The sequence below is a fragment of the Coleofasciculus sp. F4-SAH-05 genome (assembly GCF_040222985.1).
Taxonomy (GTDB): Bacteria; Cyanobacteriota; Cyanobacteriia; order Cyanobacteriales; family Coleofasciculaceae; genus Coleofasciculus; species Coleofasciculus chthonoplastes.
This window is the reverse complement of the sequence record NZ_JAVKBY010000207.1, coordinates 33,101-58,661: the sequence shown is the minus strand read 5'-3', so window position 1 is coordinate 58,661 and position 25,561 is coordinate 33,101. Positions and strand designations below refer to the sequence as shown.

Annotated in this window: 21 protein-coding genes; 7 read left to right on the top strand and 14 right to left on the bottom strand. The window is 44.5% G+C overall.

Annotated features, from left to right (window positions below):
• Positions 1-256, top strand: a 256-nt coding sequence (locus RIG27_RS25140; RefSeq protein WP_446349748.1) for a hypothetical protein, incomplete at its 5' end; no start/stop codon positions are given.
• Positions 257-345: 89 nt separating this feature from the next.
• Here the strand turns inward: RIG27_RS25140 and RIG27_RS25135 are convergent.
• Together RIG27_RS25135 and RIG27_RS25130 are read right to left on the bottom strand one after the other, a co-directional pair.
• Positions 346-1,014, bottom strand: coding sequence for a polysaccharide deacetylase family protein (locus RIG27_RS25135; protein WP_446342498.1), 669 nt, complete (start codon positions 1,012-1,014; stop codon positions 346-348).
• Between the two features lie 227 nt (positions 1,015-1,241).
• Complete coding sequence (locus RIG27_RS25130; protein WP_446349746.1) at positions 1,242-1,790, bottom strand: hypothetical protein; 549 nt, start codon at positions 1,788-1,790, stop codon at positions 1,242-1,244.
• Positions 1,791-2,332: 542 nt separating this feature from the next.
• Between RIG27_RS25130 and RIG27_RS25125 the strand changes: the two genes are divergently transcribed.
• Positions 2,333-3,253 (top strand): alpha/beta fold hydrolase, encoded by a 921-nt coding sequence (locus RIG27_RS25125; protein WP_446349744.1) that lies wholly within the window; start codon positions 2,333-2,335, stop codon positions 3,251-3,253.
• Between the two features lie 90 nt (positions 3,254-3,343).
• Here RIG27_RS25125 and RIG27_RS25120 read toward each other — a convergent pair whose 3' ends face one another.
• Positions 3,344-3,871: a DUF4330 domain-containing protein gene (locus RIG27_RS25120; RefSeq protein ID WP_446349742.1), complete on the bottom strand. Its 528-nt coding sequence runs from the start codon at positions 3,869-3,871 to the stop codon at positions 3,344-3,346.
• A gap of 444 nt (positions 3,872-4,315) precedes the next feature.
• Between RIG27_RS25120 and RIG27_RS25115 the strand changes: the two genes are divergently transcribed.
• Both RIG27_RS25115 and RIG27_RS25110 read left to right on the top strand, forming a co-directional pair.
• Positions 4,316-4,504, top strand: coding sequence for a CPXCG motif-containing cysteine-rich protein (locus tag RIG27_RS25115; RefSeq protein WP_446349740.1), 189 nt, complete (start codon positions 4,316-4,318; stop codon positions 4,502-4,504).
• A 313-nt stretch (positions 4,505-4,817) separates the two neighbouring features.
• Positions 4,818-9,269, top strand: coding sequence for a CHAT domain-containing protein (locus RIG27_RS25110; RefSeq protein WP_446349738.1), 4,452 nt, complete (start codon positions 4,818-4,820; stop codon positions 9,267-9,269).
• Positions 9,270-9,365: 96 nt separating this feature from the next.
• On the opposite strand, the gene RIG27_RS25105 is transcribed toward RIG27_RS25110, so the two are convergent.
• The 4 genes from RIG27_RS25105 to RIG27_RS25090 form a co-directional block, all read right to left on the bottom strand.
• Positions 9,366-10,541 carry a hypothetical protein gene (locus RIG27_RS25105; protein ID WP_446349736.1) on the bottom strand — a complete coding sequence of 392 codons (1,176 nt, stop codon included), beginning with the start codon at positions 10,539-10,541 and terminating at the stop codon, positions 9,366-9,368.
• Between the two features lie 18 nt (positions 10,542-10,559).
• Entirely contained in the window at positions 10,560-12,119 is a 1,560-nt protein-coding gene (locus RIG27_RS25100; RefSeq protein ID WP_446349734.1) for a tetratricopeptide repeat protein, read from the bottom strand.
• Between the two features lie 18 nt (positions 12,120-12,137).
• Positions 12,138-13,994, bottom strand: coding sequence for a ShlB/FhaC/HecB family hemolysin secretion/activation protein (locus RIG27_RS25095; protein WP_446349732.1), 1,857 nt, complete (start codon positions 13,992-13,994; stop codon positions 12,138-12,140).
• A gap of 375 nt (positions 13,995-14,369) precedes the next feature.
• Positions 14,370-14,528, bottom strand: a complete 159-nt coding sequence (locus tag RIG27_RS25090; protein ID WP_446349730.1) for a hypothetical protein — start codon at positions 14,526-14,528, stop codon at positions 14,370-14,372.
• 417 nt (positions 14,529-14,945) lie between these two features.
• Between RIG27_RS25090 and RIG27_RS25085 the strand changes: the two genes are divergently transcribed.
• Complete coding sequence (locus tag RIG27_RS25085; protein WP_446349728.1) at positions 14,946-17,279, top strand: VIT domain-containing protein; 2,334 nt, start codon at positions 14,946-14,948, stop codon at positions 17,277-17,279.
• A gap of 393 nt (positions 17,280-17,672) precedes the next feature.
• On the opposite strand, the gene RIG27_RS25080 is transcribed toward RIG27_RS25085, so the two are convergent.
• The 4 genes from RIG27_RS25080 to purS all read right to left on the bottom strand — a co-directional run bounded on the left by RIG27_RS25080 (position 17,673) and on the right by purS (position 19,865).
• Complete coding sequence (locus RIG27_RS25080; RefSeq protein ID WP_446349726.1) at positions 17,673-18,305, bottom strand: Uma2 family endonuclease; 633 nt, start codon at positions 18,303-18,305, stop codon at positions 17,673-17,675.
• A gap of 260 nt (positions 18,306-18,565) precedes the next feature.
• Positions 18,566-18,817, bottom strand: coding sequence for a hypothetical protein (locus RIG27_RS25075; RefSeq protein ID WP_446349724.1), 252 nt, complete (start codon positions 18,815-18,817; stop codon positions 18,566-18,568).
• 59 nt (positions 18,818-18,876) lie between these two features.
• Positions 18,877-19,587 carry a phosphoribosylformylglycinamidine synthase subunit PurQ gene (purQ, locus tag RIG27_RS25070; RefSeq protein ID WP_446349722.1) on the bottom strand — a complete coding sequence of 237 codons (711 nt, stop codon included), beginning with the start codon at positions 19,585-19,587 and terminating at the stop codon, positions 18,877-18,879.
• The gene (gene purS, locus RIG27_RS25065) at positions 19,584-19,865 is read right to left on the bottom strand and encodes a phosphoribosylformylglycinamidine synthase subunit PurS (protein WP_446349720.1); all 282 of its coding nucleotides are present in this window, start codon (positions 19,863-19,865) and stop codon (positions 19,584-19,586) included. Before purS ends, purQ begins: the two co-directional genes overlap by 4 nt.
• Before the next feature lie 286 nt (positions 19,866-20,151).
• Between purS and RIG27_RS25060 the strand changes: the two genes are divergently transcribed.
• Entirely contained in the window at positions 20,152-20,553 is a 402-nt protein-coding gene (locus RIG27_RS25060) for a Fur family transcriptional regulator (protein ID WP_446349718.1), read from the top strand.
• A 110-nt stretch (positions 20,554-20,663) separates the two neighbouring features.
• Here RIG27_RS25060 and RIG27_RS25055 read toward each other — a convergent pair whose 3' ends face one another.
• The 3 genes from RIG27_RS25055 to RIG27_RS25045 form a co-directional block, all read right to left on the bottom strand.
• Positions 20,664-21,674, bottom strand: a complete 1,011-nt coding sequence (locus RIG27_RS25055) for a cyclic nucleotide-binding domain-containing protein (RefSeq protein ID WP_446349716.1) — start codon at positions 21,672-21,674, stop codon at positions 20,664-20,666.
• 22 nt (positions 21,675-21,696) lie between these two features.
• Positions 21,697-22,542 carry a class II glutamine amidotransferase gene (locus RIG27_RS25050; RefSeq protein ID WP_446349714.1) on the bottom strand — a complete coding sequence of 282 codons (846 nt, stop codon included), beginning with the start codon at positions 22,540-22,542 and terminating at the stop codon, positions 21,697-21,699.
• 486 nt (positions 22,543-23,028) lie between these two features.
• A complete protein-coding gene (locus tag RIG27_RS25045) occupies positions 23,029-23,193 on the bottom strand; it encodes a bacteriocin (RefSeq protein ID WP_446349712.1) in 165 nt (54 codons plus the stop codon).
• A gap of 374 nt (positions 23,194-23,567) precedes the next feature.
• Between RIG27_RS25045 and asnB the strand changes: the two genes are divergently transcribed.
• Complete coding sequence (gene asnB / locus RIG27_RS25040; RefSeq protein ID WP_446349710.1) at positions 23,568-25,427, top strand: asparagine synthase (glutamine-hydrolyzing); 1,860 nt, start codon at positions 23,568-23,570, stop codon at positions 25,425-25,427.
• The last annotated feature ends 134 nt before the right edge of the window (positions 25,428-25,561 follow it).

Below are 25,561 nucleotides of genomic sequence, written 5' to 3'. Positions count from 1 at the left end.
TCGACAGGCTCACCAACCAGGCAGTGGTTCGACAGGCTCACCAACCAGGCAGTGGTTCGACAGGCTCACCAACCAGGCAGTGGTTCGACAGGCTCACCAACCAGGCAGTGGTTCGACAGGCTCACCAACCAGGCAGAAGGTCAAGATCAAGGTCGCAAGGCAAGGCAAGGTAAAAGAAAATGATGAGTGTTTAGACAAACAAGAGATCAGAAGCCACTGCGCCTCTACATCCCTGGTTCTTTCCCCTAACATTTAACTCCATATATAGTTGCAATAATCCCAGTTTTCGGCTTATGGTACTCTACCGATAGCGTTAACGCTAACTTAGTTCACAGCAAGAATGCCTCATTTGAGTTGCCATAGTTGGTCAATGGTCACAAAATTATATCCTTGATCCAGTAGAGTTGGGATTAAGCTGGCTGTCGTTTGTGTCACATCTTCTCCTCCACAGTAACCATCATGCAAGACCAGGAGTGATCCATTCTGTACTTGCTGTAGAACTCGCCGGATAACGACTGAAGTCCCAGGACGTACCCAATCTTCTGGTACAACACTCCACATCACAGGTCGGTAATGCCATTGGTGTAATAATCTGAGAGTTTGGGGAGTAAACAAACCATTCGGGGGGCGAACATCCCGCAGGCGATCGGAGTTCAGTCCACAAGCTTGGGTAATTGTTGCTTGGGTTTTTTCTAAACTTTGCTTGAGCGTATCTGGTGTCAGCAAGGGGAAAGAGTGGTGATAATAGCCGTGCAATCCAATCCAATGACCCTGGGCGTAGACCTCACGGGCAACGTTTGGTGCCGATTTGACGCAAGTACCTAACCAGAAAAAGCTGGCTTTTATATCGTAGCGTTCTAGAACGTGCAAAAGTTGGGGGGTGTACTGGGGGTGAGGACCATCATCAAACGTGAGGGCAATGGTTGGTGATTGGGGTGAACCTGACCAAAGGCAATGGGGAAAGGTTGTTTTCAGAATTGGGTACAGCAGGGGATAGAGGGGGGCAAACTGCATAGGGTAGGAGGGGGAGCAGGGGGAGCAGGGGGAGCAGGGGGAGCAGGGGGAGCCAATGTAGAGACGTGCCATGGCACGTCTGGGAGATGGGAATACAGCCGATTCTGTAGGGGCGGGTTTTACCCATAACGTTTTGGCACAAACCGATAACTGAACTAAACCCGCCCTTGTCCGGATTCAGGGGACGCAAAAATTAAGGTCAAAACTCAAAACTCAAAACTCAACACTCAACACTCAAAACTTAAGTCATCAAGGGTCAGTTGACCGTCAAAGGCATAGAATGTGATGCGAGAGATATTCGGCGCATTAATCTGTAGCTGGGTATTGGGAGGTGTAGATGAATCTGATCCAGCTAAATTGGGTTGAGTCGTCACCTGATCAATAAGCATACCCTGGGAGTCGTAAGCAGACATGATCGTTCGCTGGGAACTGGTGACGTAGCAGCAGAACCGAGCAATCGGCTGCAAAAATGTTGCTTCTAGCCAACCGCTTTTAGGGGCCGCCATTAGTACAATTGTACCAAAGCGGGGCGGATAGGCAGGGTTTGATGGCTGTAGAGCGATCGCGTTTTTAAATGTCACTCCAAACTGGTGAAATTGATGCTCTACCACTTCAAAACAGGTTAATGCTTCCAAATTAAGGCAGACACTCTTCGGTCTTATCACGAGTAAACTCGACTCATATTCAGCTATATCCCAGCCAGGAGAAGCGATCGCCGCTTGCGACTTGATGAAGTTATCATCTATAATTTCCTGTAACTGTAAATTGCATTGCATTGTTATAACAGCTTTTAAACAACAAACAAATAAATTGATCAGATCGAACACCGGAAAGCTTATAAATCTATAAGCCGAGAAAAAATATCAAGTTTTCGGTTTCAAGCACCGCTCAAATCTCCTGCTCTCAAAATCACCAGATATCTCCGTTCTGCTTGCCAATCACGTCTACAGGCTGGTTATACTCAAATTGAAACTCAGCCGCAATGATGCTCCCTGGAACCGTCTCACTCAAAACTACAAGTGTTTTTTAGATGATTACTGATATGAGTTTGTACCCTTTTGTGTGTAAACGTCCACTCACATAAAATCCTCCGATGAAATAATAGTGAGAAAAGTTCCCTCAGTTCAAAACTTATGATTCTAACGCTTTTCTCCAAGATTGACTCACTTTGACAGCAAGCCGGATCTATGAACAAAGAATCTCCGTCTTTGTAGGGCAGAGAGTGTCAACTAAGATTCCGGGTTAAGGGAATCAACTTAAAGTCAGAGGCTCTCGACCCTAGAATCAGGGATGATAGCAATAGCGATAAGGTTGAGATATGATTGAACCCAACGGTTTTAAACAGCACTCCTTAGTGACCTCACTAGGAACAATGGCATACTATACGGCTGACGACATGCCGTGGCAAACCCCAGAAACCCCTGAGCCAGAAGAGCGACCAACATTAGTGTTTTTGCATGGCTTTGGGGGCGGGTCATCAGCGTATGAGTGGTCAAAGGTCTATCCAGCATTTGCCAGTGAGTATCGAATTTTAGCCCCTGACCTCATCGGTTGGGGTCGTTCAGAGCATCCTGAACGCAATTATCAGATTGATGACTACATCACCACAATTAATGAATTCCTAGAGCAAACCTGTCCTCAAGGAACACCAGTGATTGCTTCGTCTCTAACCGCCGCTTTGACAATCCGAGCTGCGATCGCACGTCCTGAACTGTTTAAGTCTTTGATTCTCACCACTCCATCAGGACTCTCTGATTTCGGGGAAGACTACACACGTAGCTTTTTTGCTCAGTTAATCAGCACACCGATTCTGGATCGCATCCTCTACAGCACTGGCGTCGCCACTGCAGGCGGTATCCGCAGTTTCTTGGAAAGTCGGCAATTTGCTCGTCCCAGCCGAATAACTTCAGAAATCGTGGAGGCTTATTTAGCCTCAGCTCAACAACCCAATGCTGAATATGCAGCGCTGTCGTTTGTGCGGGGAGACTTGTGCTTTGACTTATCCCTGTACATTACTCAACTGACAACTCCCACAGCAATTATCTGGGGACAAAAATCGGAATTTACCAGCCCAGAAATCGGCAAGCGACTGGCGGATCTCAATCCGAAAGCCGTTCAAGTCTTTCAAACCCTTGAGGATGTTGGATTGACTCCTCAGCTTGAATTACCAGCCGTCACGATTGGTTTAATCCGAAAGTATTTAAAAATGCTAAAGTCTGAGGACAGAATTGCAGATTAGTCCTTTGTCATTAGTCTTTTGTCATTATCTCCCCCAGCTCCCAGACGTAGCATGAAAAGTCTCTACATGCTCCCTATTCCCTGTTCCCTTTCATTCAACCCTGACATCAATCACGCTAGCGTTGAAATTGTAATCCTTACCCTCTAATTCCACAGGCGTTCCAATTTTAAGCTTGCTATTTCCCAGAACCGGACCATCATTGGTAATAGTGGCTTGACCACCGAGGGTCATTAGTATATCAGTACTAAATGTGTCTGGTCTGGGATCGGGTAGCGCTTTAGCCGAGCCATCGGGTTGAGGTACAATAACCAGTCTTGGCAATTCTTGTACCGATATGATGTCTACCTGACCAGAGGGTTGATTGCGAATAACGATATTTGTTTTCTTTTCTGCTCTAAATTGAGACATCAAATCCTCTGGATTACGCACGCTCAACCCTCGAACAATCAAATCAACTTGAACAGATTTTTCGGCGCTGCTTCCAGGTATCTGGGCGACGGAACCTGTACCCGGAATGAAAAAGATTCCCACAATCACTAATAAAATGACCAAGGCAGCCCCTAGATCAAGAAGGCTGATTTTACCAAAAAGACGACCTTTAGAATCTAAAATAGTCATAAATCCTCACGATTAGTATTTTTTAACTCTCGTTTTAACATCAACAGAAGACTCAGTTATGCTGTCCTGAGTTAAATTACTAGGGCAGCAACAATAGATCAGTATAACCTGTGGAAAGCTTAGGAGTTTAAACGCACCCCATCTAAATCAAATATTCTAGATGAGGATTCTTATGCTAGGCACAACGGCAGTCTCCAAAGGCTAGTGAGCGTTACTGGCGTCTTCAGCGTGTGGGATGGAATTCTGCCTTCCCACACCCTACAGGGTAAACGCATCTAGATATTTTTGACAAAAGTCGCGAAATGTGTAGTGTAGGCGTATCTTAAGTCATAGATCAATGGTAGGGGCGGGTTTAGCCACTAAATTTCGATATTCACCAATAACGTAACAACAAAACCCGCCCTATCTCACGCCTAACTTATCTATAATTTATCAACCATTATCATGGAAAATACAGCAGAATATAATTGCGCCTACTGTGGCGAAGCCAACGTTACGTTTATTGACATTAGCGCCGGCTCTCAGCAATCTTATGTTGAGGATTGCCAGGTTTGTTGCCAACCGAATATTTTGTATGTCCGTATTGATGAAGATACCCTAAATGTAGAAATTGATACAGACGTGGAAGGTTAACGGGTATGTCTGTCATTATTCACGATCTTTGAGGGAATCTGGTTTTATGTAGGGGCGGGTTTCACGACTATCTTTTGGGTTGCATCCAGATGCGACTAAACCCGCCCCGACTTTCCTAGATTTCGAGACATTCGGTGAAAAGTCAGACTTGTATCAGTGGTGACTCTTGAACCCCTGTTCCAGGACTTTCCTGAGTTAGCAGTTGATTCTAGAGAAGAAGACACAGGATTTGTTAAGTTTTTTGGTCGTTTGGAAAAAAAAGTCAGTTTATGGGGGAAACTTTTCGTTAGAGAGCGTAAAAGGTTATTGAACCATGCCGTATCCTAAAGTTCGCCCGCTTTGGACTTTTCTGCTTCTCTTGTTGGCAGGAATGCTCGCTCCTTCCTCAACCTATGCTCAATCTATTACTCCAGCAGCAGATGGTACGGGGACGATGGTAACACCGGATGGAAACCGCTTCGATATCCACGGTGGCACGTTTTCGGGAGATGGGGCAAATCTGTTTCACAGTTTTGAGCAGTTTGGCTTAGATTCGGGTCAGATTGCCAATTTTTTATCAGATCCTACGATTCAGCATATTATCGGGCGAGTTGTTGGCGGTGATCCCTCCCAGATTAATGGTTTAATTCAGGTGATGGGTAACTCTAATTTAGTGTTGATGAATCCGGCTGGCTGGGTGCTGGGTTCAGAGGCTCAAATTAATGTTCCGGCGGCGTTTACGCTGACAACGGCGACTGGTGTGGGTTTTGATAATGGGTATTGGTTTAATGGGTTTGGTGAGAATGACTACTCGAATTTAAACGGTACACCGAGTCAGTTTGCGTTTGATTCGATGCAACCGGGAAGTATTATTAATGCTGGCAATTTGGAGGTGCTGGAAGGTCAAACCTTAACCCTGCTGGGTGGTACTGTGGTCAATACGGGAGAAATCCGGGCACCAGGAGGAACCATTACGATGGCGGCTGTACCGGGGAAAAACCGAGTCCGGATTCGTCAGTCGGGACATTTGTTGAGTTTGGAGATTGAAGCACCTCGGACAGTGGATGGGCAACCGTTATCGTTTACCGCGCGGGATTTACCGGATTTGCTGACGGTTGGGGCGACGGGTATGGAGACGGGATTGACGGTAGATGCGGATGGTACGGTGCAGTTAGGGGATTCTGGGACAAGGATACCAACAACTGAAGGAAGTGCGATGCCTACGGCGGGCTTTGCCTACGCCTCTGGTACGCTTGATGTTTCTAATTCGGGCGTGGGCAAAGTTGGCGGTGAGGTGAATATTTTAGGTCAGCGCGTTGGTGTATTCGGGGCTACGGTGGATGCTTCGGGTACGAACGGTGGTGGATTGGTGAGAGTGGGAGGGGATTATCAAGGTCAGGGTACTATACCTAATGCTCTACGGACGGTTGTTAGTGCAGATTCGAGGATTAATGCGGATGCACTGGTTGAGGGGAATGGGGGACAGGTGATTGTTTGGGCGGATGAAGCTACTGGATTTAATGGCAGGATTAGCGCTGGTGGGGGGAGTGTTTCTGGGGATGGTGGTTTTGTTGAAGTGTCGGGAAAAGATGCATTAGCCTTTAGTGGTTATGTGGATGTGTCGGCGGCAAATGGTCAAGATGGAACTATTTTACTCGACCCTAGAGATATTATTATTGAGCCAGATGATGAGGTGGCTGATGATAATGGAGAGATTTCTCCTGGCGTAGATGAAGAAATTTTATTCAATGATGGTGGGAATGGAGTTGATTTTCAAATTGATGACACGGCGTTGACAGCTTTGACGGGTAATATTTTCCTACAAGCGCAGCAAGATATTATTGCCCAGGCTGGGACGAATTTGAATTTCACGAATCAGACGTTTGGTGAGACGATTAGCTTTGAGGCGGGTCGAGATATTCAGATTAATTCACGCCTAACTACAGCAGGCGGTTCGGTCGAGTTAACCGCGACGACTGGCACGATTGTGTTTGACAGTATCAATACCAGTGTGAGGACAGGGAATGCTGGTTCTGTAATATTGCAAGCATCAGGGGATATCACGACAATAGAGAATTTTCTTGTGGATCTAGTCGATCCAAATAATATCCCAGTTGTTAGTGATAAAGCGGATGCCAGTATAAATGCATCGGTCAGTGTTTATGGTAGCGGTAATGGGGGTGAGATTTCCCTGATCAGTACGAATGGTTCTATTAATACGAGTTCTGGAGATATTTTATCGGTGACTCCTGATGGGAGGGGAGGTGCAGTAACGTTAGAAGCTGGGGGCGACATTACGGTTAAGTCTATCGGTAGTTACGTGAATCCAACAGGGGATGCTGGATCGATAACTCTGCAAGCGGGAGGTAATATCACAACTACAGGTCGTTTGGGTCGAAACAGTCAGGGAACACTAATTTCTAGCATCAACACAGGAAATGGGGGTCAAATTTATCTAACCAGTATCAATGGTTCAATTGATACGAGTTCAGGAGAAATCCGGACTTTTTCACTTAATGGTAACGGCGGCGCGATCGCACTTTCGGCTGCTGATCAGATTAACACGGCGGCAATTAATGCCCGTGCGATTTCTGGAGATGGCGGGACGATCACGTTTTCGGGTGCAAGTGACATTAATACAGCAGAGATTGATGCCAGTTCTCTTGGCGGAAATGGCGGCGCGATCGCACTTTCGACTGTGGGTGATATTAACACGGCACAGATTGATACCAGTTCAGCAAGTAATGGGAGTGTTGGTAACGGTGGAAACGTCACCCTTGACGCTCAAGGAAATGTTCAAGTTACCTCTATCAACGCTCAAGGCGGAGACAGTGGCACAGGGGGTAACGTTGAGATTACCGCCGACCAATTTTTTGGGGCTACAGAAACATTTACAGATCAGAATAATATAGATGCCAGTATTTCTACGGCTGGTGGAGTTCAAGGGGGTCAGATCATCATCCGACATGGAGGTGGTCATTTTGATGCGCCCTTTAAATTGGGAAATGTATCTGACAACGGTACAGTCGGAGCTATTACTACTGGTGTTGATAATTCAATTCTGCCACCACAGTCTTTTTTAGGTTCTTATAGCCAGGGGAATCCGCCAAGTGATATTCAGATCGCTACTCAAAATGACATTCCTCCGGTTACGCCACCACCTGATGATGAGGAGCCTGAGATTCCTCCGGTTACGCCGCAACCTGATAATGAGGTTCCTGATATTCCGCCGCAACCTGATGGTGAGGTTCCTGATATTCCGCCGCAACCTGATAATGAGAGCGTCATTCAAGATAACTCTTTAATATTGCCGCAAAATAACTCTCTTGTATCTGGCAACTGTCCACCTGACTGCAATCTGTCAATCGGTAATCTGAGGGCGAATAATCCTCTTCCCGAATTGGTTGTTGAGTTAGAGGAACTGTTTACCAGTGAGTTTGAAGAGTATCTAGGACAGTCGGGTACTCCGATTAAAACACTAGAGGATGCTCAGGAAGAACTTCGAGCGATTGAGGAGCAAACAGGAGTTAAATCAGCTCTGATTTATGTATTTTTTGCTCCAAGTAATCCAGTGTTTCAGAACCAAGGTGATTCCTCAGAACAATCTCTATGGGAGTTCAACGACCAAGGATTATCTGTGGATACTCGTGGTCGTCGTTCGATACGTGCTGAGGAACTACAGGATGACTACCATCTATATACGGTATTGGTAACGGCTACAGGAAGACCAATTCAGCGGCGGATATATGAATATGACGAAGAGACAAAAAAAGCCGTGCAGCGTAGCGAAGTTACCAAGGAAGCTATAGAATTTCGCGGAAATGTGATACTTACCGAAGATAATAGCTATCTAGAAGCCGCACAGTCACTGTATAAGTGGATTGTTAAACCTCTAGAAAAAGATTTAGAGAATAGGGATATCAATAATCTAGTGTTCCTCATGGATAGCAACCTACGCTCTATCCCTATTGCAGCGCTCCATGATGGGGAAGATCCAACAGATCCCAATAAGGGACAATTCCTGATAGAAAAATACAGTGTAGCATTAATGCCTAGCCTCAGCTTGACCGATGCTCGCTACAGGGATATTAGAGATGCAAGAATGCTGGCGATGGGGGCAACAGAATTTCCTGATAAAAACTTAGCGCCATTGCCTGCTGATTTTGAGCTGCCTGCGCTTGTTGATTTGTGGCAAGTACCGGGTAGTGATTACTTTCTTAATGGCAAATTCACTGTAAAAGATTTAGAAGATCAACGCCGCACTGACAATCTTTTTCGGATTATCCACTTAACCACTCATGCCGATTTTAGTCCTGGTCAACTAAGTAATTCATTTATTCAGTTTTGGGATGGAGAGCTATATTTAAATGATAGTAATATAGAACGGCTCAGATTAAATGATCCATTGGTAGAATTATTGGTGTTAAGTGCTTGTGAAACGGGAAGAGGCGATGAGGAAAATGAATTTGGTATTGCTGGATTAGCCGCTGCTGCTGAGGTAAAATCGGTGCTAGCTAGTCTATGGAAGGTCAAATATCGAGGTACAGCAATTCTGACTATAGAATTTTATCGACAACTGAAAAAAGATGGTGTTAAAGCAGAAGCTTTAAGAAGAGTTCAGCTAGCGATGCTCAATAAGCAAATTCGAGTGGAAGGCAAGACGCTATTTACCTCTGATGAACAAACAATGACCTTACCAGATAATTTTCCTGAAGCCGACGCTCGGTTTGAATTTTATCATCCAGGGTATTGGTCACGAATGGCAATAGTTGGCAATCCTTGGTAGTTAGAATGAGTATTGAGAATGAAACCAACTTATCAGGAATGGTATTGTTTTGCCATATTAAACCTTTACTGGTTTGCTTCTAGATTTTATATTTGACTAATTAGATAGATTTGTGATCTCATCAATCTTGTCGTCACGGTTCAATTTTCGATATTTAGCCAATGCTTCCTCGAACTGCGCCCTTGCTTGCTCCGGTAGGGAAATGTCATCGCTTGGTTCGTGCATTTTCATGTACAGTTCACCTAGATCTTGATGTGCCAGTGCCTCCTCGAAAACTTCCTGCGTTTCTTTTGCTTTTTCAATAGCTTTTAGGTAAGATTCTTCCGCCAGCAAATTTAGACCGCTTTGGGCGTAGAAATCACCTAAAATACGGTAAACATAAGATTTTTGAGAGCCATTATTTACCAAAGAGTTTAGGATCTCAATTGCTTCAGCATACAAGTTATTTTCAGTGTAATGAACCGCCAAGTCAATCTTTTTATCTTCTTCACTTAGTAGTGCCTTTTGCATAATTTTCTGAGAAGCGTCCTGAATAGACTGAACGTCAGCCTCAACAAGCAGCCGAAACGTTAATCCCGATACACCCCTTGGTATAGTATCATAATCATCAAGAACTATATTTTCATTTTCTTCTTCAGACGAACGCCCATTGCTTGATTCAACTACCAATTGATAGTTTTTTCCTACTTCCAACTGTTTCTCGTCGGAGGGATATGATAATTCTTCCACGCCTTCGACTGGTTGTTTACTTTCTACAGACTTTTGCCAGACTTCAGTATTTTTTCGATATAAAGTGATGGTGTAGCGAGTCGCACCTTCTACAGCATTCCAGCGCAATGTTGGTCGCTTCCCAAGCAAGCGTGTGTAGCGAGGGCTAACAATGTAGGGGATTAAGGGTTCGTTTCCCCCTAGTCTGATCTCGGTTGCAGGACCGAGATGTGGATTTGAATTTCCACAAATATTAGTTATTGGTTCCATTCTATTAGATAGGAGTTCTGTTCCTGGATCTTTTTTATTGCATTTTAGAGTAACTTGAGAATTTGCACCAGTTACGATAGTATCGCCTACCTCGAATTCTTGATTTCTATATACACGATATCTTCTATCTAGGGGTTGATCTGCGGGTATGTAATACACTTCTCCTTTCGGAACACCAACAACTTTCCAAGCCTGTACAGTAGCTGTAGGAATTACTATAGTCAAAATCAAGGTTGTAATAAAAAAAAATGTAAACTTTAAAGAACGTATCACAGGTAAACTTCTGTACTTCATTTTGAATTTTCTACTGAATTATTTTAAACCTAAACGTTGTTTAGCTAAAACCGACCAAATATCCACTTCTGGAGCCAATGAATTTTTAAGTCTAAAACATTTATCCCAATCATCTTTCGCTTTTTGCAGTTTCCTCTGACCTTCCAGTGCCTGCGCCCTTAAGCAGTATGAATGTGCATTGCTAACATAAGCTGGAGCTAAGGGATTTCTGTCATTAACTTGATTTTCTTTTTCCTGCTTTTGTTCCTCTTGTAACCTCACTGCTTCGTTTAGCTCATTCAAAGCTTCATCGAAACGCCCCTGCTGTAGTCTCGTCCATCCAAGGGCTGTGTACCATGATTTTTCCTCCTCTTTATCAGCTTGTTGAGCTTCCTCCTTACCTTCCCAAAGAATGTGAAAAGCCGTCATCGTGCCAGACTTTACATGGTTAGTTAGATGAGGGAACTGAGCCAGTCTCAAACTAGGAGTTGCTGCTAACTTGAGAGTTGAATCCTCTTTTAAAAGACTTATAACCGCATTAGACATTCCATATTTTTCCTGATCATCCAAAATATATAGTCGAGCTAGCCTGACACGAGCAATTACAGAGCCTCCCTGCATGGCAATTTTGTACTCAGTACGCGCTTCGTCTAAGTTTTGTCGCCGCTCATAAAGCCATCCTAAGTTGAAGTGTGCCTCTGCGTTATCTGGATTAAGTGCGATCGCTCTTTGGAAGCTAGACTCAGCACTAGCCAATTTATCAGAATTCCAGCCCCCTTCTTCCTGCATTTGCCTTTCCCCATGCCAGTTGTAAAACTTAGCAATCTGGGGCAAAGATAAAGAAAAGCCAATCATAAATACAAATATGCCCCCTGTAAACATACAAATTACCTCTTGCTGAAGATGCCTAGGAATTTGCGAATCTTCAAATCTACGTTCTAAGGTTTCTCTTCCCCGTATAGCTTGGTCGAGTGACTCTTTGCCAAGTAGTAAGCTGAGTAAACTTGTTCCAATCGCCGTCACAGATCCTACTGTACTCGGACCTCCTGCCCAAAAACGAGGAACAATGTTTGCTGCAAGACTTAGAGATATCACTATAAAAACAGCAGTCAATAGACCCCACAACCAATCACGCCGATCCCAGGGATGAACTAAAAACCACCACCACCCTTGAGTTTTTGGTTTTAAGATTTCGCGCCACTCTGCTAAATCCACTGTTGTAGTAATTTGGTCTTCCTGCTCCTTCAATTGCTTATCTAATTCAATAATCTTATCTAAGGTTGCTACAGACATATTACCTTGTTTAACTAACAATTGATAAAGCTCATCACGAACAGCTAGCACATCCATTATTTTCTGCCGAAAATTTATAGATTCTGGAGTGTTTAATTTAGAAACATTGGACTTTGCTCTCAATTGAGATGTGAGAATAAACCATAAATTTTTCTTATATTGATTATAGGTATCTTTCGTTAATATATCAACCTTTTCTTGATAGCGATTAACCATTGTTTCTATACAAATATCGTTATTATCTATCATTCCCTTGTGCTTTAAATAAATTGAATATTTTTTTATGTCTATTGCGCCTAGAAACATCAGCTATCTACCGAGTCTCTAAAACCCATACCTCACACTAAAGTAAAAACCAGAATCCTGGATATTATCACCCCGGTCATCAATACTCACTAAAGGCAAACCATAGTCAACACGTAGTTCGAGTCCCGGTATTGGTTCTGGGAACCAAATCAATCCTAAACCCAAACCTGCTAGAAACTGCTCTGATGGTAACTCATTCGGATTATCGGGATGATTCCAGATAACCCCGGTATCAAAAAAAGGAGCCAGCAGCAAAGACGGGTTATTCAACTCATCTCGATCCAAAGTAATCCGGTCTTCAATTGATAAGCGAAACCCATTATCCCCAGAACGCACATTCTGCCGATAACCTCGCACCGATTGACCTCCACCAATCACAAACTGTTGAGCGGGTAATAAACTACCCGGTGTCAATTGTAATTCAGCCTGGACAACCAATAAGTGATTCCCACCGATTCGTTGCACCCGTTGCACTTGACCCAACCAACTCAAGAACTGTCCATCCGGAACCTCCCCCTCATTTGTCGTCGCATCAAAGAAACCTGTCCCAAAACTAAACTGTGAACCCAAAAACCATGCCCCCCGCGATGAACGACGCAGATACTCTTGTCCAAACTGAATCACACTCGTGCGACTGACCCCATCCTCATCCGGACCAATGCCAAAGGGAATCCCTAAAGAATCAAAAATAAACGTCTGACCCTCTTGGAAGGTAAAACCCAAGGATAGGGCAAACTCTTCACGAGGCTTGCGTATCAACGGTTGACGATAAACGATTTCATATAGATCCGTTTCTCCTCGAATATCAAACTCATCAAACTCTGACTGAATAATATCATTTCTATTGGGTGCTATTCTCAGTCTGAGTGTACCGTTCATTGAATTGAGCGGCAGTTGATAACCCAAATCAACCACATCAGCGCCCAACGTCGCCGAACGGTAAAAGGAAATTTTATCTCCAACAACCGCTAAGTTCCGATGGCTTAACTCAACGCCCAATCGTTCAGAACCAACACTCGGCGGTGAAAAGTTATCAGCACGTACACTACCCTCAAAGGGATTCGCTTTAGTGAAGCGAACATCGAGATTAGTTTGCCCTGTTTCCCCGGTTTCTAGTAAGCTGGCTTCTATACCCCCGATAATGGGATCGTCACGTAGTAATCTCAGCTGGTCTTCCAGTTCAGCCGTATTCAGGGGAGTCCCTGCACCCAATTGAATGCGATCGCGAATATAAGATGCCCATCGTCCTGTTACTTCAACTTTTTGAACCTCTGTATTTTCTTCTTGGTTTTCACTGTCCGTAATCTGGCGGCTTCCACTCTCCTCCGCATCAATTATTTCCAATATCTGAATCTGATCTAAACTTCCCTCAATCGCACAAATTTCCACAACCCCATTCTCAAAGCTGGAAACTTCTGCTTGAGAATTAATGTAACCCTTTGTGAGATAAAGGTCAGTAATAGATCCGGCAATGTCTGGTAATTTTTCCGAAACGCTGTTGAGATCAGTCACTTCCTCTAAGGGTTTCCCAACTGCATCCATTAGTTCCTCACGACTAAACACCGTGTTGCCAATCACCTTAATCGTCAGCGCTGGAATATTTTCGACTGGAAACGCGATCGCAGAATGTTGCTGGTGAAACTCCTTGGTATCCGGACAAGCTGAAGCCAGTAGCGAAGAGGCTTCTGCTTCACTGTTGGGAGCGGATGGCTGCACCACCGGATCAGTCAGATGTTGCATTTCCACCTCCCCTAACCCAGTCGCTGAGGTGAAAACATGATCAGGATTAGCGGTAGCCCTGAACCCACTCCCTGTCATCATCCAAACTAGGGGGAGCATCAGCAGACAACCCTGTAAACCTAAAGGTGCAGCCATCGTAGTTATAAGTAAAAACTACTAACTCTTTCCGATCCATTCTCATACCTGAGATAGAGATCTCGGCGTCGCTTTAGCTTTTTTTATTATTTTGTCGCCGATAAACGCCTGTAATGGCTCCTATCCCGCCCTTGAAGGCGTCAAACCGCTATACTCCTCTATATCAGGATACTTACGCAGCGACACCACTTATGGGGGCGAAGGTGCGTTACGCTGCGCTAACACACCCTACGAATAGAAGCTGTGCGTAAGTCCTTTATATATATTTAAATTATCAATAAGCATAAACTAATGACAGTAAGGAGATATGTCCATAAAAAGTTCGCGTCGTCTTGCTGCGAACCCTGAGTCAACTGAGTCTTTTTACTTGATTGTTTATTTAAAATCGCCAAAATGGGCAAAACGTCGCTCGATAGCCAAGGCTAAATTTAAGGAGTTAGTTACTTTTTCTGTTAAGACAGCGCGGAGGATTTCTTTACACCGACTGCTGCGTGATATAGCAGTAGACACATCGATTAGGACTTTCGTCACCATTGTTCCAGACGTTGCATGCAACGTCTCTACATAAATGATGTGTCCTAACAGCTATGGCGGTTGCTATATAAACTAATCGCGCTGTCGGGCAGTCTTATGGGAGCAAGAGGAAGGGGAAAGCGATCGCGTGTGACAGTTGCCAGGACTTACGCAGACACACCACTGATAGCGGCTTGCGGTGCGTTACGCTACCCTAACACACCCTACAAATAGAGCCTTTGCGTAAGTTCTGACTGTTTTGATCCGATACCTGCCCTTGAAGGCGTCAAACCGCACCCCTCATCCTTTATATTTATTGATTTTCCCTGGATGTACGAAAATCACTAACGCTAGCATAAGGGGTCAACTGCTCCTGAAACGCCAAAACTCAACAGTAGCATTGATTATAGATGCCCCTCATTGGTGAAGGATTTACTCATGGTTATTAATACAACGCTGCGCTCTCATAAACCCCTTGGTGGACTATACACCAAAACCGGGGAACACGCTTTAGTTTTTCCTTTGAAGCATACGCAAGTGCTGGCAAAGGTGGCGGGGAATTTATCCCGCGTCGAAGTAACCCAAACCTTTGAAAATTCCTTCATGGAACCCTTAGAAGCTATCTATATCTTCCCTTTGCCAGATGCGGCGGTGGTGGATGAGATGGAAATAAAATTGGGCGATCGCATAATTAAAGGGGGGATAAAAAAACGGGAAGAGGCGCAGCTAATTTATGAACAAGCCCGTCAAGAGGGAAGAACGGCTGGATTATTAGAACAAGAACGGGATAATATTTTTACTCAATCTTTAGCCAATATTAAACCGGGAGAACGAATTGATGTCACGATTCGCTATACTGATACGCTGAAATTTAGCGACGGTGAGTGTGAATTTGTTTTCCCGATGGTAGTAGGACCCCGATTTTGTCCAGGGATTCCTATTGATGAAACGGGGGATAGCGATCGCGTGGCGGATGCGTCACGGATTATGCCGACGATTATCCCACCCAGTACCCGTTCCGGACATGATATTCAAATCACGCTGGAAATTGACGCTGGGGTTCCCATTTCCAACATTAATTCCCCCTCGCACCAGATCAAAGTGGAACATGAGGAAACAGTGGTGCGCGTACTCCTGGGGGAAGGGGACACAATTCCCAACAAAGACCTAATTTTACGCTATCAAGTCTCAGGCGATCGCACTCAGGCGACGGTACTGACGCAATCGGATACACGCGGCGGTCATTTCGCCCTCTATTTGATTCCGGCGGTGGATTATTCCGATCATGAAATTGTCCCTAAAGATGTGGTTTTTCTCATCGATACATCCGGATCTCAAAAAGGTGATCCGTTCCGTAAATCTCAGGAACTGATGCGCCGATTTATCCAGGGATTGAATCCCCAGGATACGTTTACGATTCTTGATTTTTCTGATATCACGACCCAATTATCTGCCCAACCTTTAGCCAATACGCCCCAAAATCGAATTAAAGCCCTCACGTATATTAATCAACTCAAGGCAAATGGCGGCACTTATTTACTCAATGGCATTCGGGCTGTCTTAAATTTCCCCCCTGCCCCCGAAGGACGGTTACGCAGTATTGTATTAATTACTGATGGTTATATTGGGAATGAATCAGAAATTTTGGCAGAGGTCAAACAGTATCTCAAACCGGGAAATCGTTTATATAGTTTTGGCGTGGGTAGTTCACCGAATCGATTTCTTTTAAATCGGATGGCTGAATTAGGGCGAGGAACATCACGAATTGTGCGTCAGGATGAATCAACTCAGGCGGTAACTGAAGAATTTTTACGCCATGTTAATAATCCCGTGTTGACGACTATTAATGTGGAGTGGCAAGGGGAGGGAGAGGCGATAATTTATCCGACAACTCCCCCCGATTTGTTTACCCAACAACCCTTAGTTTTATTTGGGCGCATTTCTCCAATTCATCCGGAACAGACGGGTATCCTGAAAATTACTGGAACCGTTACCGGGGGTAAGCGTTATGAACAGGAATTTTACCTGAGATTTGATTCAGAGGGTAATTGTGCGATCGCGCAGTTGTGGGGGCGGGCGCGAATCAAGGATCTGATGAATCAAATGTGGCACTGTGAGAAGAAGGCACAGGTTGAGGCAATCATTGAAACAGCCTTAACCTATCAGATTTTAGCCCCCTATACAGCGTTTGTTGCCGTCAGTGAACAAATCCGAACTGATCCGCACGGAAAAGGAATTTGTGTCTCTGTACCCGTTGAGGTGCCAGAAGGGGTATCCTATGAAGGAATCTTCGATCAATCTCCCATGCGTTTCCTCGGACTTAAATTCAGGCGATCGCGAGGCAATTCTGGTTTGCCACCCTCACTCACGACTAATGGGGCGTCTTCTCCGGTTGTAGGTGATTCCACCCAGCAGCCACTCCTTAACTGTACTGATGTTGATATCACTCCTACCCCATCTCCCCCGGTTCCGGATGAAACCATTACCAACCTGCAAGTTCTCAGCGTTACCGGATTAGAAAAGTCAAGTGCGACTCTACTCACGCAACACCTGCAACAGGTGATTGTACCATCAGGATACTGTGGTGAACTTGTGTTTGAGTTTCCGGTGCGTAAGGGGCGTGTGGTGCGGGTATTATGGGATGAGGATGCCTCTAGCCTAAATGAAGCCGTTGTCATTGATGTAATTAAGCGATCGCTCTTAAGTTGGCAAGTACCCCAATGGTTAATGGATACGGTGCGTTTAACCTTACGAATTCAAACGGATAATTAATCCTGTTCCAGACGTAGCACTGACAATTATAAAGTTCGGACTAAAAGCTTGCGTCCGGTTAAAACTGATATCTTATACCAAATCCGGGTTAGCTACCCCCGTTATAACCCAGTCCGCGCAGGCGGCCTACCCTTCGGGAAGGCTTCGCCTATGTTTGTATAGCAGCGATTTCAATCGCCTTGGCAAAAGGGGGTAATAAAGGCGGATTTGGTATTATACCCTTGTCAGTCAGCCTCGACACCCGCCAAGAACTCAAGTTCTTGGCTTATAGCTAAAGTCCACTCAAGTGGACTAAAACTAGAGATGCAGGCGTCTAAAGATGACTTGCACTTTGGGTTCCTTGAGTTTTAACCCAAGGCGATGGGTGAGACTGAGATACTCCCTGTTACGTCTCTAGCCTTTTACCCAAGCGCGAAATGCCTTCATTGTTTTATTTCTGCCCAAACTTCGACATTGGTTGAGATACTGAGGAATCGTATCAATGAGTGGAATGCTGGGAAAGTGTGGGCTAACTTCAGACGGACTATACTTCCCTTCTCGCAGCACGTTAATTTCTAACCTTCCTTGTTCAAATCGCCACAGTTCAGGCACTCCTAAAGCAGCATAGATACTTGGATGTGTGCGAGAGGTGACATCAATTTCTAACGCTAAATCTGGAGGGGGATCGACCGTTAAATCAATGCGATCTTTCCCCCGAACCGCTGCTTCGTTTTGAATATAAAAACAGTTATCCGGTTCAATCCCTTTAATCATCGTCTCATTTTTGAATGTCGTTGAACCCAAGGTGCAAAATTCAATATCTAATTCTTCCAAAAGTGCTTTGAGTAAATCACTGATGAGTTCTTTCCGACTTTCATGTTCGGGCAACGGTGTCATAATTTCCAGAGTTCCATTATCATACGCCACTCTAGCGGCACGAGGTTCGCCTAAATCCGCTAAAATCGTCTCAAATTCCTGCCAGCTTATATTTGAAAGTAACACCCGTTGTCCTGGTGGTACGGTAATTCGATTCAGTTCTAATAACATGGTTGAACTCCTGGGACTATTAAATTCTGTATTTAGTTTTGTAAATAGTATAAAATGGTCGCATGAAATTGATTTATTTAAACCCGATTTAGCACTCTGTCCATTGGGTAGATATTTGCCATCTTTGTCCTGTTTAGGTTTGTTTTTCCGGGACAAGTTTCCTGATTTTCAGTGGGTGCAGTCGTTGATAAAATTTGAAATTCTGTTGGGTTTCCTGGCGTCAACCCAACCTACTGGCTACTGGCGTAGCTCCCCAGGCTTTAGTCTCGCGATGAAGCGGCTTTTGACTCTGCCTCTTCTAACTCGATAATCAAATCAATCAGATGCCTAGCATAACGTAGTGAATCTGTCAACCCTCGCTCCGTCACTGGATAGCTATAACGAGCAAAATTTTCATTCGGGTGTTGCCAACGTAACCACAACCGTCTGTCAATCATCTTCGTGCTAATTGACCAATCTCGGTAGCGGATTGGTTTGATGGGCAAGCCGGTGTTGGGATTGTCTGAAGTCACTGGCTTTCTTAGGAGTATTGAATTTAATTTACGATTTCAGAGAGCATAAAGAAACTTGGCTAGACGGGTTGGAGTTGCTGTTGATTCATGAACGCTAATAATCCGTGAAATACTTTGATGCCATCCGTAGAGCCCAACACAGAATCAGATGCTCGTTCGGGATGAGGCATCATCCCCAATATTTTACCCGTGCGATCGCATATTCCGGCAATGTTGTTCACTGAACCGTTGGGATTGCTGGTTTCGTCGATTTCACCGCTGGAATTGGCGTAACGAAAGACAATCTGATTTCCATCTTCGAGGGCTTTCAGGGTATCTGTATGGGCGTAGTAGCGTCCTTCTCCGTGAGCAACGGGCAATGTGATCATTTCTCCCGTGGCGTAAGCTGAAGTCCAAGGAATGTCAGTGCGTTCTATTTTCAAGGGAACGCGATCGCAAATAAAATGGAGATCTCGATTCCGGACTAATGCCCCCGGTAATAACCCGGTTTCGGTTAAGACTTGAAAGCCGTTACAGATACCCAGGACAAACTTACCCTGTTTAGCGTGGGCAATCACATGGGACATAATCGGCGAAAACTGAGCGATCGCGCCGCAGCGCAGGTAGTCGCCATAACTAAAGCCACCGGGTAAGACAACCACATCCAGATCAGAAATATCCGTTTCTTCATGCCAAACCATCCGAGTAGGGCAGTTGAGCAAATCCTGGGTGACATAAGCAACATCGCGATCGCAGTTTGAGCCAGGAAAAACCACAATACCAAATTTCATGTTGATACCCCTAACTGTACCTGTACTTCATCCAAATCAAATCGATAATTTTCAATCACCGGATTCGCCAAAATTTGGTCACAGATGCGATCCAGTTGCTCACTGGCTTGGTTTTCATCAGCCGCCGTCAGCATTAACTCAATATACTTGCCGATGCGTACCTGCTTAACATTCGCGATGCCGAGTTGCCCAACCCCGGATTCGACTGCCACGCCAGCCGGATCTAGAACAGAAGGTCGCAGTGTAACATAAATTCGAGCCTTATACTGACGATTCACAAGCACCCCCTAGTGGTTTGAGATTACCTTAATGTGACATCCTCCCACACCAAATCAAAGATTATGGTGTGGGCTTCCAACATCGCTGTTAGACATTGCTGCCCTACGCCACTTATCTAGGTCCTATGCCCCCGACAGCCCGACTTGACAGCCAATTTCTTTCCCCCAGAGTCCCTGGGTACTCAGTTGATCATAGCCTCGGTTACAGATTTCTTGTTAGGTTTAAATTTTGAATTACTAATCCCCAATAGTCCATATCCTTTTTCCTCGATTAACCCCTAAATCTATGAAAGCCCAACGCACCCGTTCTCAAGAACGAATTTTAAAGTTGCTCAAAACCTTAAATCGTGCTATCTCTGCCCAGGATATTCATATCGAGTTACGCAAGCGGAAGCAAGGTATGGGTCTAGCCACAGTTTACCGCTCTCTCGATGCCTTGAAACTTGAAGGAGTGGTACAAATGCGGACTCTAGCGACTGGCGAATCCCTCTACAGTTTATTGCAGGATCAACACCATCTCACCTGTCTCAATTGTGGGCGATCAATTCCCATCGAGGAATGTCCTGTCCACAATTTAGAGACCCAGTTACAAGATAACCACCACTTTCAAATTTACTATCATACCCTAGAATTTTTTGGACTCTGTGAGGATTGCCAAATGGTTGAAGCTGATCAAAACCGTCCTTAATCCGACTGCCAAGATAATCCAGACGCGGTAACAGCACATCTGGAACATGAGCAAAGAAACAGGGCTACTTGATTATTTGTCTTTTTGGCTGTGTGATCCGCAAGTTGAGTCTAAACTCGAGTATTCAACTGCCTCTGAGACGCTAATCTTGTGATCTGGAGGATTAGCTTCCGCAGATCCAAAGCCAATTCTTGGTTAACGACGTGAAGGAACTTGAAGCCAATCTCCTTACCGGCTTGAGAGAGAGTCTCAAAGTAAGACTGATTCACCTCCAGCAACGTTGTCTGTTCCCGTACCGCGCAAGTTGTTGGGTATGTACCACCGTCTATCAGCCCCAGAACTCCCACCAGCCGACTCGGACCATAAACGGCAAGGTGTTCGTATTTGCCAGATCGGTAAATCGTGGTGCGAACAGCACCGCGAACTGTGATCAAGCAACTATCTGCCGGAGAACCTTCTGTGTAGAGAATATGACCTCGTGGCAGATTCCACAACCGCATGGGTGCGAGAAACTCTTCCAATTCCGCAAGCGTGAAGATGCGAAATAGTGGAAGTGACTGTAGCCTTGAGTGATCTAACGTTAAGGGGGAGGTAGGGGCATCAATTTGCCCTTTGTTCTCTTGTACCCCAGAATCAGGCAATGTTCCTGCTTCCCCAGCCGTGAGCGTAGCGACGATTTGTGCCGTTTTTAACCGAATGCGATCGCAGATTTTTAGTCGCAGGCATTTCATGATGTTCAATGCTGAGGATCTTAGGCTATATCGCAGCATTTCCAACTGCAAATTACTCAAAAAATAGCCCGATGTCCGCTCAAGCGTTAGGGCATAAGTCAAGCTCAAACCGCGATCCATAACAGAGATTTCCCCAATGACATCGCCAGAGCCAACTGTTTCTATATCCACGCGATCGTTCCCTGGCACATCAGCGTATAACCTGACTCGCCCCTCGCTGAGCAAATACATCCCAGCGGCTACCTCGCCCTGGCGAAAAAGCATGGTGTTGGCTTCGACACAGAAGGGTTCCGCAAACAACAGAATGTCCTCCAAATCCCCTAATGTCAAGCTCTGGAACAGGGGCAAGGAGCTTAAAAACTCTTCTTTTTGTTTCAAGTTCACGTTCATGATTAAGACACAACGGTAAGGTTTAGATGTCGAGTTCGGCGATTTTCACCTGCCGATAGTCGCCCTCGGAGGTGACGTAGAGAACCGAGTACTCCGGCACTTCAGTCCAATTGGTGATATCCTTCGACAATGGTTCGGAAGCAACGATTACAGAATTAGCGTTCTTGGCGCTACCGACTAACTTCCACTCATTCTCATGCCAGCCGTAGTTTTGACCCAAGGTATACCAAAGGCTCATGTCTTTTAGCCCCAACTCCAACTCGTCTATTTTGTCGGCGTAGCAACCGAAGTCAAAGGTAAAGCGAGTGGCAACTAAGTCGTTACCGTCACAGATGAACAGGTTAACCCAAGAAGCTACCGCAATTCCTAGTTTTTTCCGAACCTGCTTGATAATCTTTAAGGTAGATTCCAAAGCTGGCAATATCTCGTCGAGTTCCAAATCCTTAGTTGGGTCTTCCATCTGTGACATCAATAGGGCATAGATCCATTCGCTGTCTGTTGTACCCTCGATCTTTTGGGCGATTTCCGGTTTGATGTACTCCAGCAAGTGAAATTTCATCTTATCCATGTCAGCCAAGTCGCCATTGTGAGCCATAGCCAGCTTGAACCCTCTATACTGAAATGGATGGACATTCTGTATATTTACCTTAGCGCTAGGATCGGAGATGACGCCGCGAACATGGGCAACCAGACAAGTTGGTCGCAGCTTTTGCGCTAGAACTTTCAGGTTACGGTCAAAGAAGGGAACCGAAACGGTTTTGTAAATGAAGGGAACCTCCGGATTGTGGGACGTTGGTTCCCATGCCGCCATACCAAACCCAGCCAAATTCAGTAATTTCAGCATTTGTGGGGCGTAGGTCTGTTTCATTAATGAACTGTCTGACTTGAATAACAAGTCATCAAGCAGTACAGACTCTCCTAAATACGCTACAACTCGACACATAGCAATTCAATCTAGTGGTTTTCAAGTATTATACTGATTATATAGTAAATAACCTTAGAGAGTAAATGAATAAGCCGATCACAACACCCAATACGATTTGCTGTTTTCTTCCAGGCTCTTCCCCTTCTCCTGCATTGCTACGTGCGATCCAACGTTGTGAAATTTCCATGCATATTCAACCATCAATGGTTCCTCTACCAAAAGGAATCAGTGTTCTTAACGATGCCAAAGCGGTATCTTTAAATGCAAGATAAGGATACGGCAATCATGAGCAACCGTGAGGCAAGTCTCTCTTTTATTCTTGAGAATCTCCCCACCCTACTTTTGACTATAGCGAGCCATAAGATACAACTAAATAGGGTGGTTTTCAAGTAATCTAGCTTTTGCGTAGAGACTAGACTGGATTCTCCATTATCTCCCCGCACGACGGAACCCTCCCGCTATCTTCTCCAACTCTTCCTCAGTCAGTTCTTCTTGACTTTTCTGTTGTCCTTCAATTGACGGCTGATTGTTTACGAGTTTTTCATGTTCTGGGTTCTGTTCGTTTGGATTTTGAGCTTTGTTTTCACTGGACATTATTTGTTCATCTTTTTTAGTAGTTGGTTTAACCGCAGTAGTCGGATATAGCCATTCTCAAGAGCGTGAGGTACACCCCAATGTAGGGGATCTAGGCTTGCACCCTCAGTCATGTACCTGCTCCTATGAGAAACGCTATAAAAGTAAAAATCACGATCATTAAGTTTTGTCAAATTCCGCGATCGCACTCAGGTGGAACGATTGTGTATTTTGATTAAACTTAACACAGTTACCTTTATTTATGTCCGACTACTTACCCTGGTTTTGATCGGCTTGTCACCCCTGCAAGTTTAGCACCACAAATTAGAAATCGCCGTAATTTACATGATTGAGTGTATAATAAATCGATATAGCAATAAACTCGGACAATATAAATGTGTGGATTTGCCGGATTTATAGATGGAAACAATCACCAGCAATACAAACAATCAGAGCGTTTACAGATTCTAAACCAGATGGGAGAACGATTATATCGGCGCGGCATAGATGACAAGCAATTATTTGACTCAACGCCATTGTCATTTATTTTCAGACGGTTATCTATTGTCGATTTAGCTGGAGGGCAACAACCGATTTGGAATGAAGACAAAACTATGTTTGTTGCCGTCAATGGAGAAATCTACAACCATATAGAGTTGCGTTCAAACTTACGGAACACCCATCAATTTCGCACCTATTCTGATGCCGAAATTGTTTTGCACTTGTATGAAGAAATTGGAGTCAACGCACTCCATTTACTGAATGGTATGTTTGCTATTGCTTTATGGGATGCTCGACGACAACAGTTATTTTTAGCACGAGACCGCCTAGGAATAAAACCATTATACTACGCACAAATTGGCTCCCTACTCATTTTTGGCTCGACTTTAATGTCCCTCTTAGCCCATCCCAATGTACCAAGGCATCCTCAGTTCCAGGATTTAACTAATTTAAGCGTTACCACATCCTATGTGAGAGGAATTAACAGGTTAGCTGGTGGTCATTATTTGCTTTATGATGCTAACACAACCAACCTAATTATTCAGTCCTATTGGAATTTAGAAAATTATTGGGTCACCGAGCCTAACTCAGACTCACGCCAGCCTCAAGACTATATCAGAGAATATCGCGAGCTTTTTGTCGATAGTGTACAGAAACGTCTGATGAGTGATGTACCTGTAGGAGCCTTTTTGAGTGGAGGGTTGGACTCTGGAGCAGTTGTCGCTGTTGCCAATCAATTCCATAACCGATTACATTGCTTCAGCATCTTAGCCGATTACACGAGAGAAAATGGAGATATCCAAGCAGCGCGTCAGTTTTGCCAAAAGCTCAATCTACCGTTTCATCCGGTATATTTTGATTCGGAAAAGCTATTAGAACAAGTTCATTTTTCATTAGAAACTTTTGAATATTTTATTTGGATAATGGATGCGCCAAAATTTAATATGGATTGGTTTTTGAAGCACGAACTCCATCGTTATTGCCAAACCCTATTTCCTGACCTCAAAGTAATGCTTTTGGGACAGGGTGCTGATGAATTTGCTGGCGGATACTCTGCCCCTGAAGATAGCTCGACAAAGGACTGGCAAGACTATATCCAACAATTGAACGAAGAGGAGCAACAGACAAGTCAACTCAAACAACTAACTAGCCTTAATGATGGGTCATACCTGTTTGATAGAGGCATTAAATCTTATCCGCCTGATTGTACTTCGTTTCAGAAACAAATGTTACGAGAAGTTTATTATTTACAAGATTATAACCTTTGGCATGAAGATCGCAGCGCTATGAGTCAAAGTATTGAAGCTCGTGTTCCCTTTTTAGATCATCGTTTAGTCGAATATTTAGCTGCTGTTCCACCTCAACATCATGCCGCATTATTTTGGAATAAAATGATTATTCGAGAAATGGCTGGGCAATGGCTACCCCATGATTTTGTTTACCGCAAAAAATCATTCGGTGCCTCACATCAGACGGAGTGGGTTCTCATACAGTATAAAATTGTGCAAAGGATTTTTACGCAGTTTTGCGAGAAGTATTTAGCCAATTCTAGGAGTCTGTTCTCAGATGAGCAAATACTATCCTGGTTTGATCAAGCGAATGTAAATAGTGTCAAGGGTATTCAAGCTTTGGATAAGCTCTTAAATGCGATGGCAATGACAGTGTTCAAAACTATTTGCCTAACTGGGAAATCTCCTACTTCTATGGATTACTTGTATGGGTGTTCACCCCTAAAAACTCTGGATGATTTTTAACCGTCAAGGTGGTTATAAAAGTAGAGACGTTGAATGCAACGTCTCTACATCATTTCGGCTTCTGCTATCGCCAAGCCACCCCAAGGGCGTAATATTTTAGTACCACATTATGTCGTGCTCCCATGGTGTTTCAA

Bases quoted from the DNA above. Each gene is read 5' to 3' on its own strand.
- RIG27_RS25100 (WP_446349734.1), bottom strand. From the start codon at position 12,119: ATGTTTCTAGGCGCAATAGACATAAAAAAATATTCAATTTATTTAAAG.
- RIG27_RS25105 (WP_446349736.1), bottom strand. From the start codon at position 10,541: ATGAAGTACAGAAGTTTACCTGTGATACGTTCTTTAAAGTTTACATTT.
- RIG27_RS25080 (WP_446349726.1), bottom strand. From the start codon at position 18,305: ATGTTATTAGAACTGAATCGAATTACCGTACCACCAGGACAACGGGTG.
- RIG27_RS25055 (WP_446349716.1), bottom strand. From the start codon at position 21,674: ATGAACGTGAACTTGAAACAAAAAGAAGAGTTTTTAAGCTCCTTGCCC.
- RIG27_RS25125 (WP_446349744.1), top strand. From the start codon at position 2,333: ATGATTGAACCCAACGGTTTTAAACAGCACTCCTTAGTGACCTCACTA.
- RIG27_RS25085 (WP_446349728.1), top strand. From the start codon at position 14,946: ATGGTTATTAATACAACGCTGCGCTCTCATAAACCCCTTGGTGGACTA.
- RIG27_RS25045 (WP_446349712.1), bottom strand. From the start codon at position 23,193: ATGTCCAGTGAAAACAAAGCTCAAAATCCAAACGAACAGAACCCAGAA.
- RIG27_RS25120 (WP_446349742.1), bottom strand. From the start codon at position 3,871: ATGACTATTTTAGATTCTAAAGGTCGTCTTTTTGGTAAAATCAGCCTT.
- RIG27_RS25050 (WP_446349714.1), bottom strand. From the start codon at position 22,542: ATGAAACAGACCTACGCCCCACAAATGCTGAAATTACTGAATTTGGCT.
- purQ (WP_446349722.1), bottom strand. From the start codon at position 19,587: ATGAAATTTGGTATTGTGGTTTTTCCTGGCTCAAACTGCGATCGCGAT.
- RIG27_RS25115 (WP_446349740.1), top strand. From the start codon at position 4,316: ATGGAAAATACAGCAGAATATAATTGCGCCTACTGTGGCGAAGCCAAC.
- asnB (WP_446349710.1), top strand. From the start codon at position 23,568: ATGTGTGGATTTGCCGGATTTATAGATGGAAACAATCACCAGCAATAC.
- RIG27_RS25135 (WP_446342498.1), bottom strand. From the start codon at position 1,014: ATGCAGTTTGCCCCCCTCTATCCCCTGCTGTACCCAATTCTGAAAACA.
- RIG27_RS25095 (WP_446349732.1), bottom strand. From the start codon at position 13,994: ATGGCTGCACCTTTAGGTTTACAGGGTTGTCTGCTGATGCTCCCCCTA.
- RIG27_RS25090 (WP_446349730.1), bottom strand. From the start codon at position 14,528: ATGGTGACGAAAGTCCTAATCGATGTGTCTACTGCTATATCACGCAGC.
- RIG27_RS25110 (WP_446349738.1), top strand. From the start codon at position 4,818: ATGCCGTATCCTAAAGTTCGCCCGCTTTGGACTTTTCTGCTTCTCTTG.
- RIG27_RS25060 (WP_446349718.1), top strand. From the start codon at position 20,152: ATGAAAGCCCAACGCACCCGTTCTCAAGAACGAATTTTAAAGTTGCTC.
- RIG27_RS25130 (WP_446349746.1), bottom strand. From the start codon at position 1,790: ATGCAATGCAATTTACAGTTACAGGAAATTATAGATGATAACTTCATC.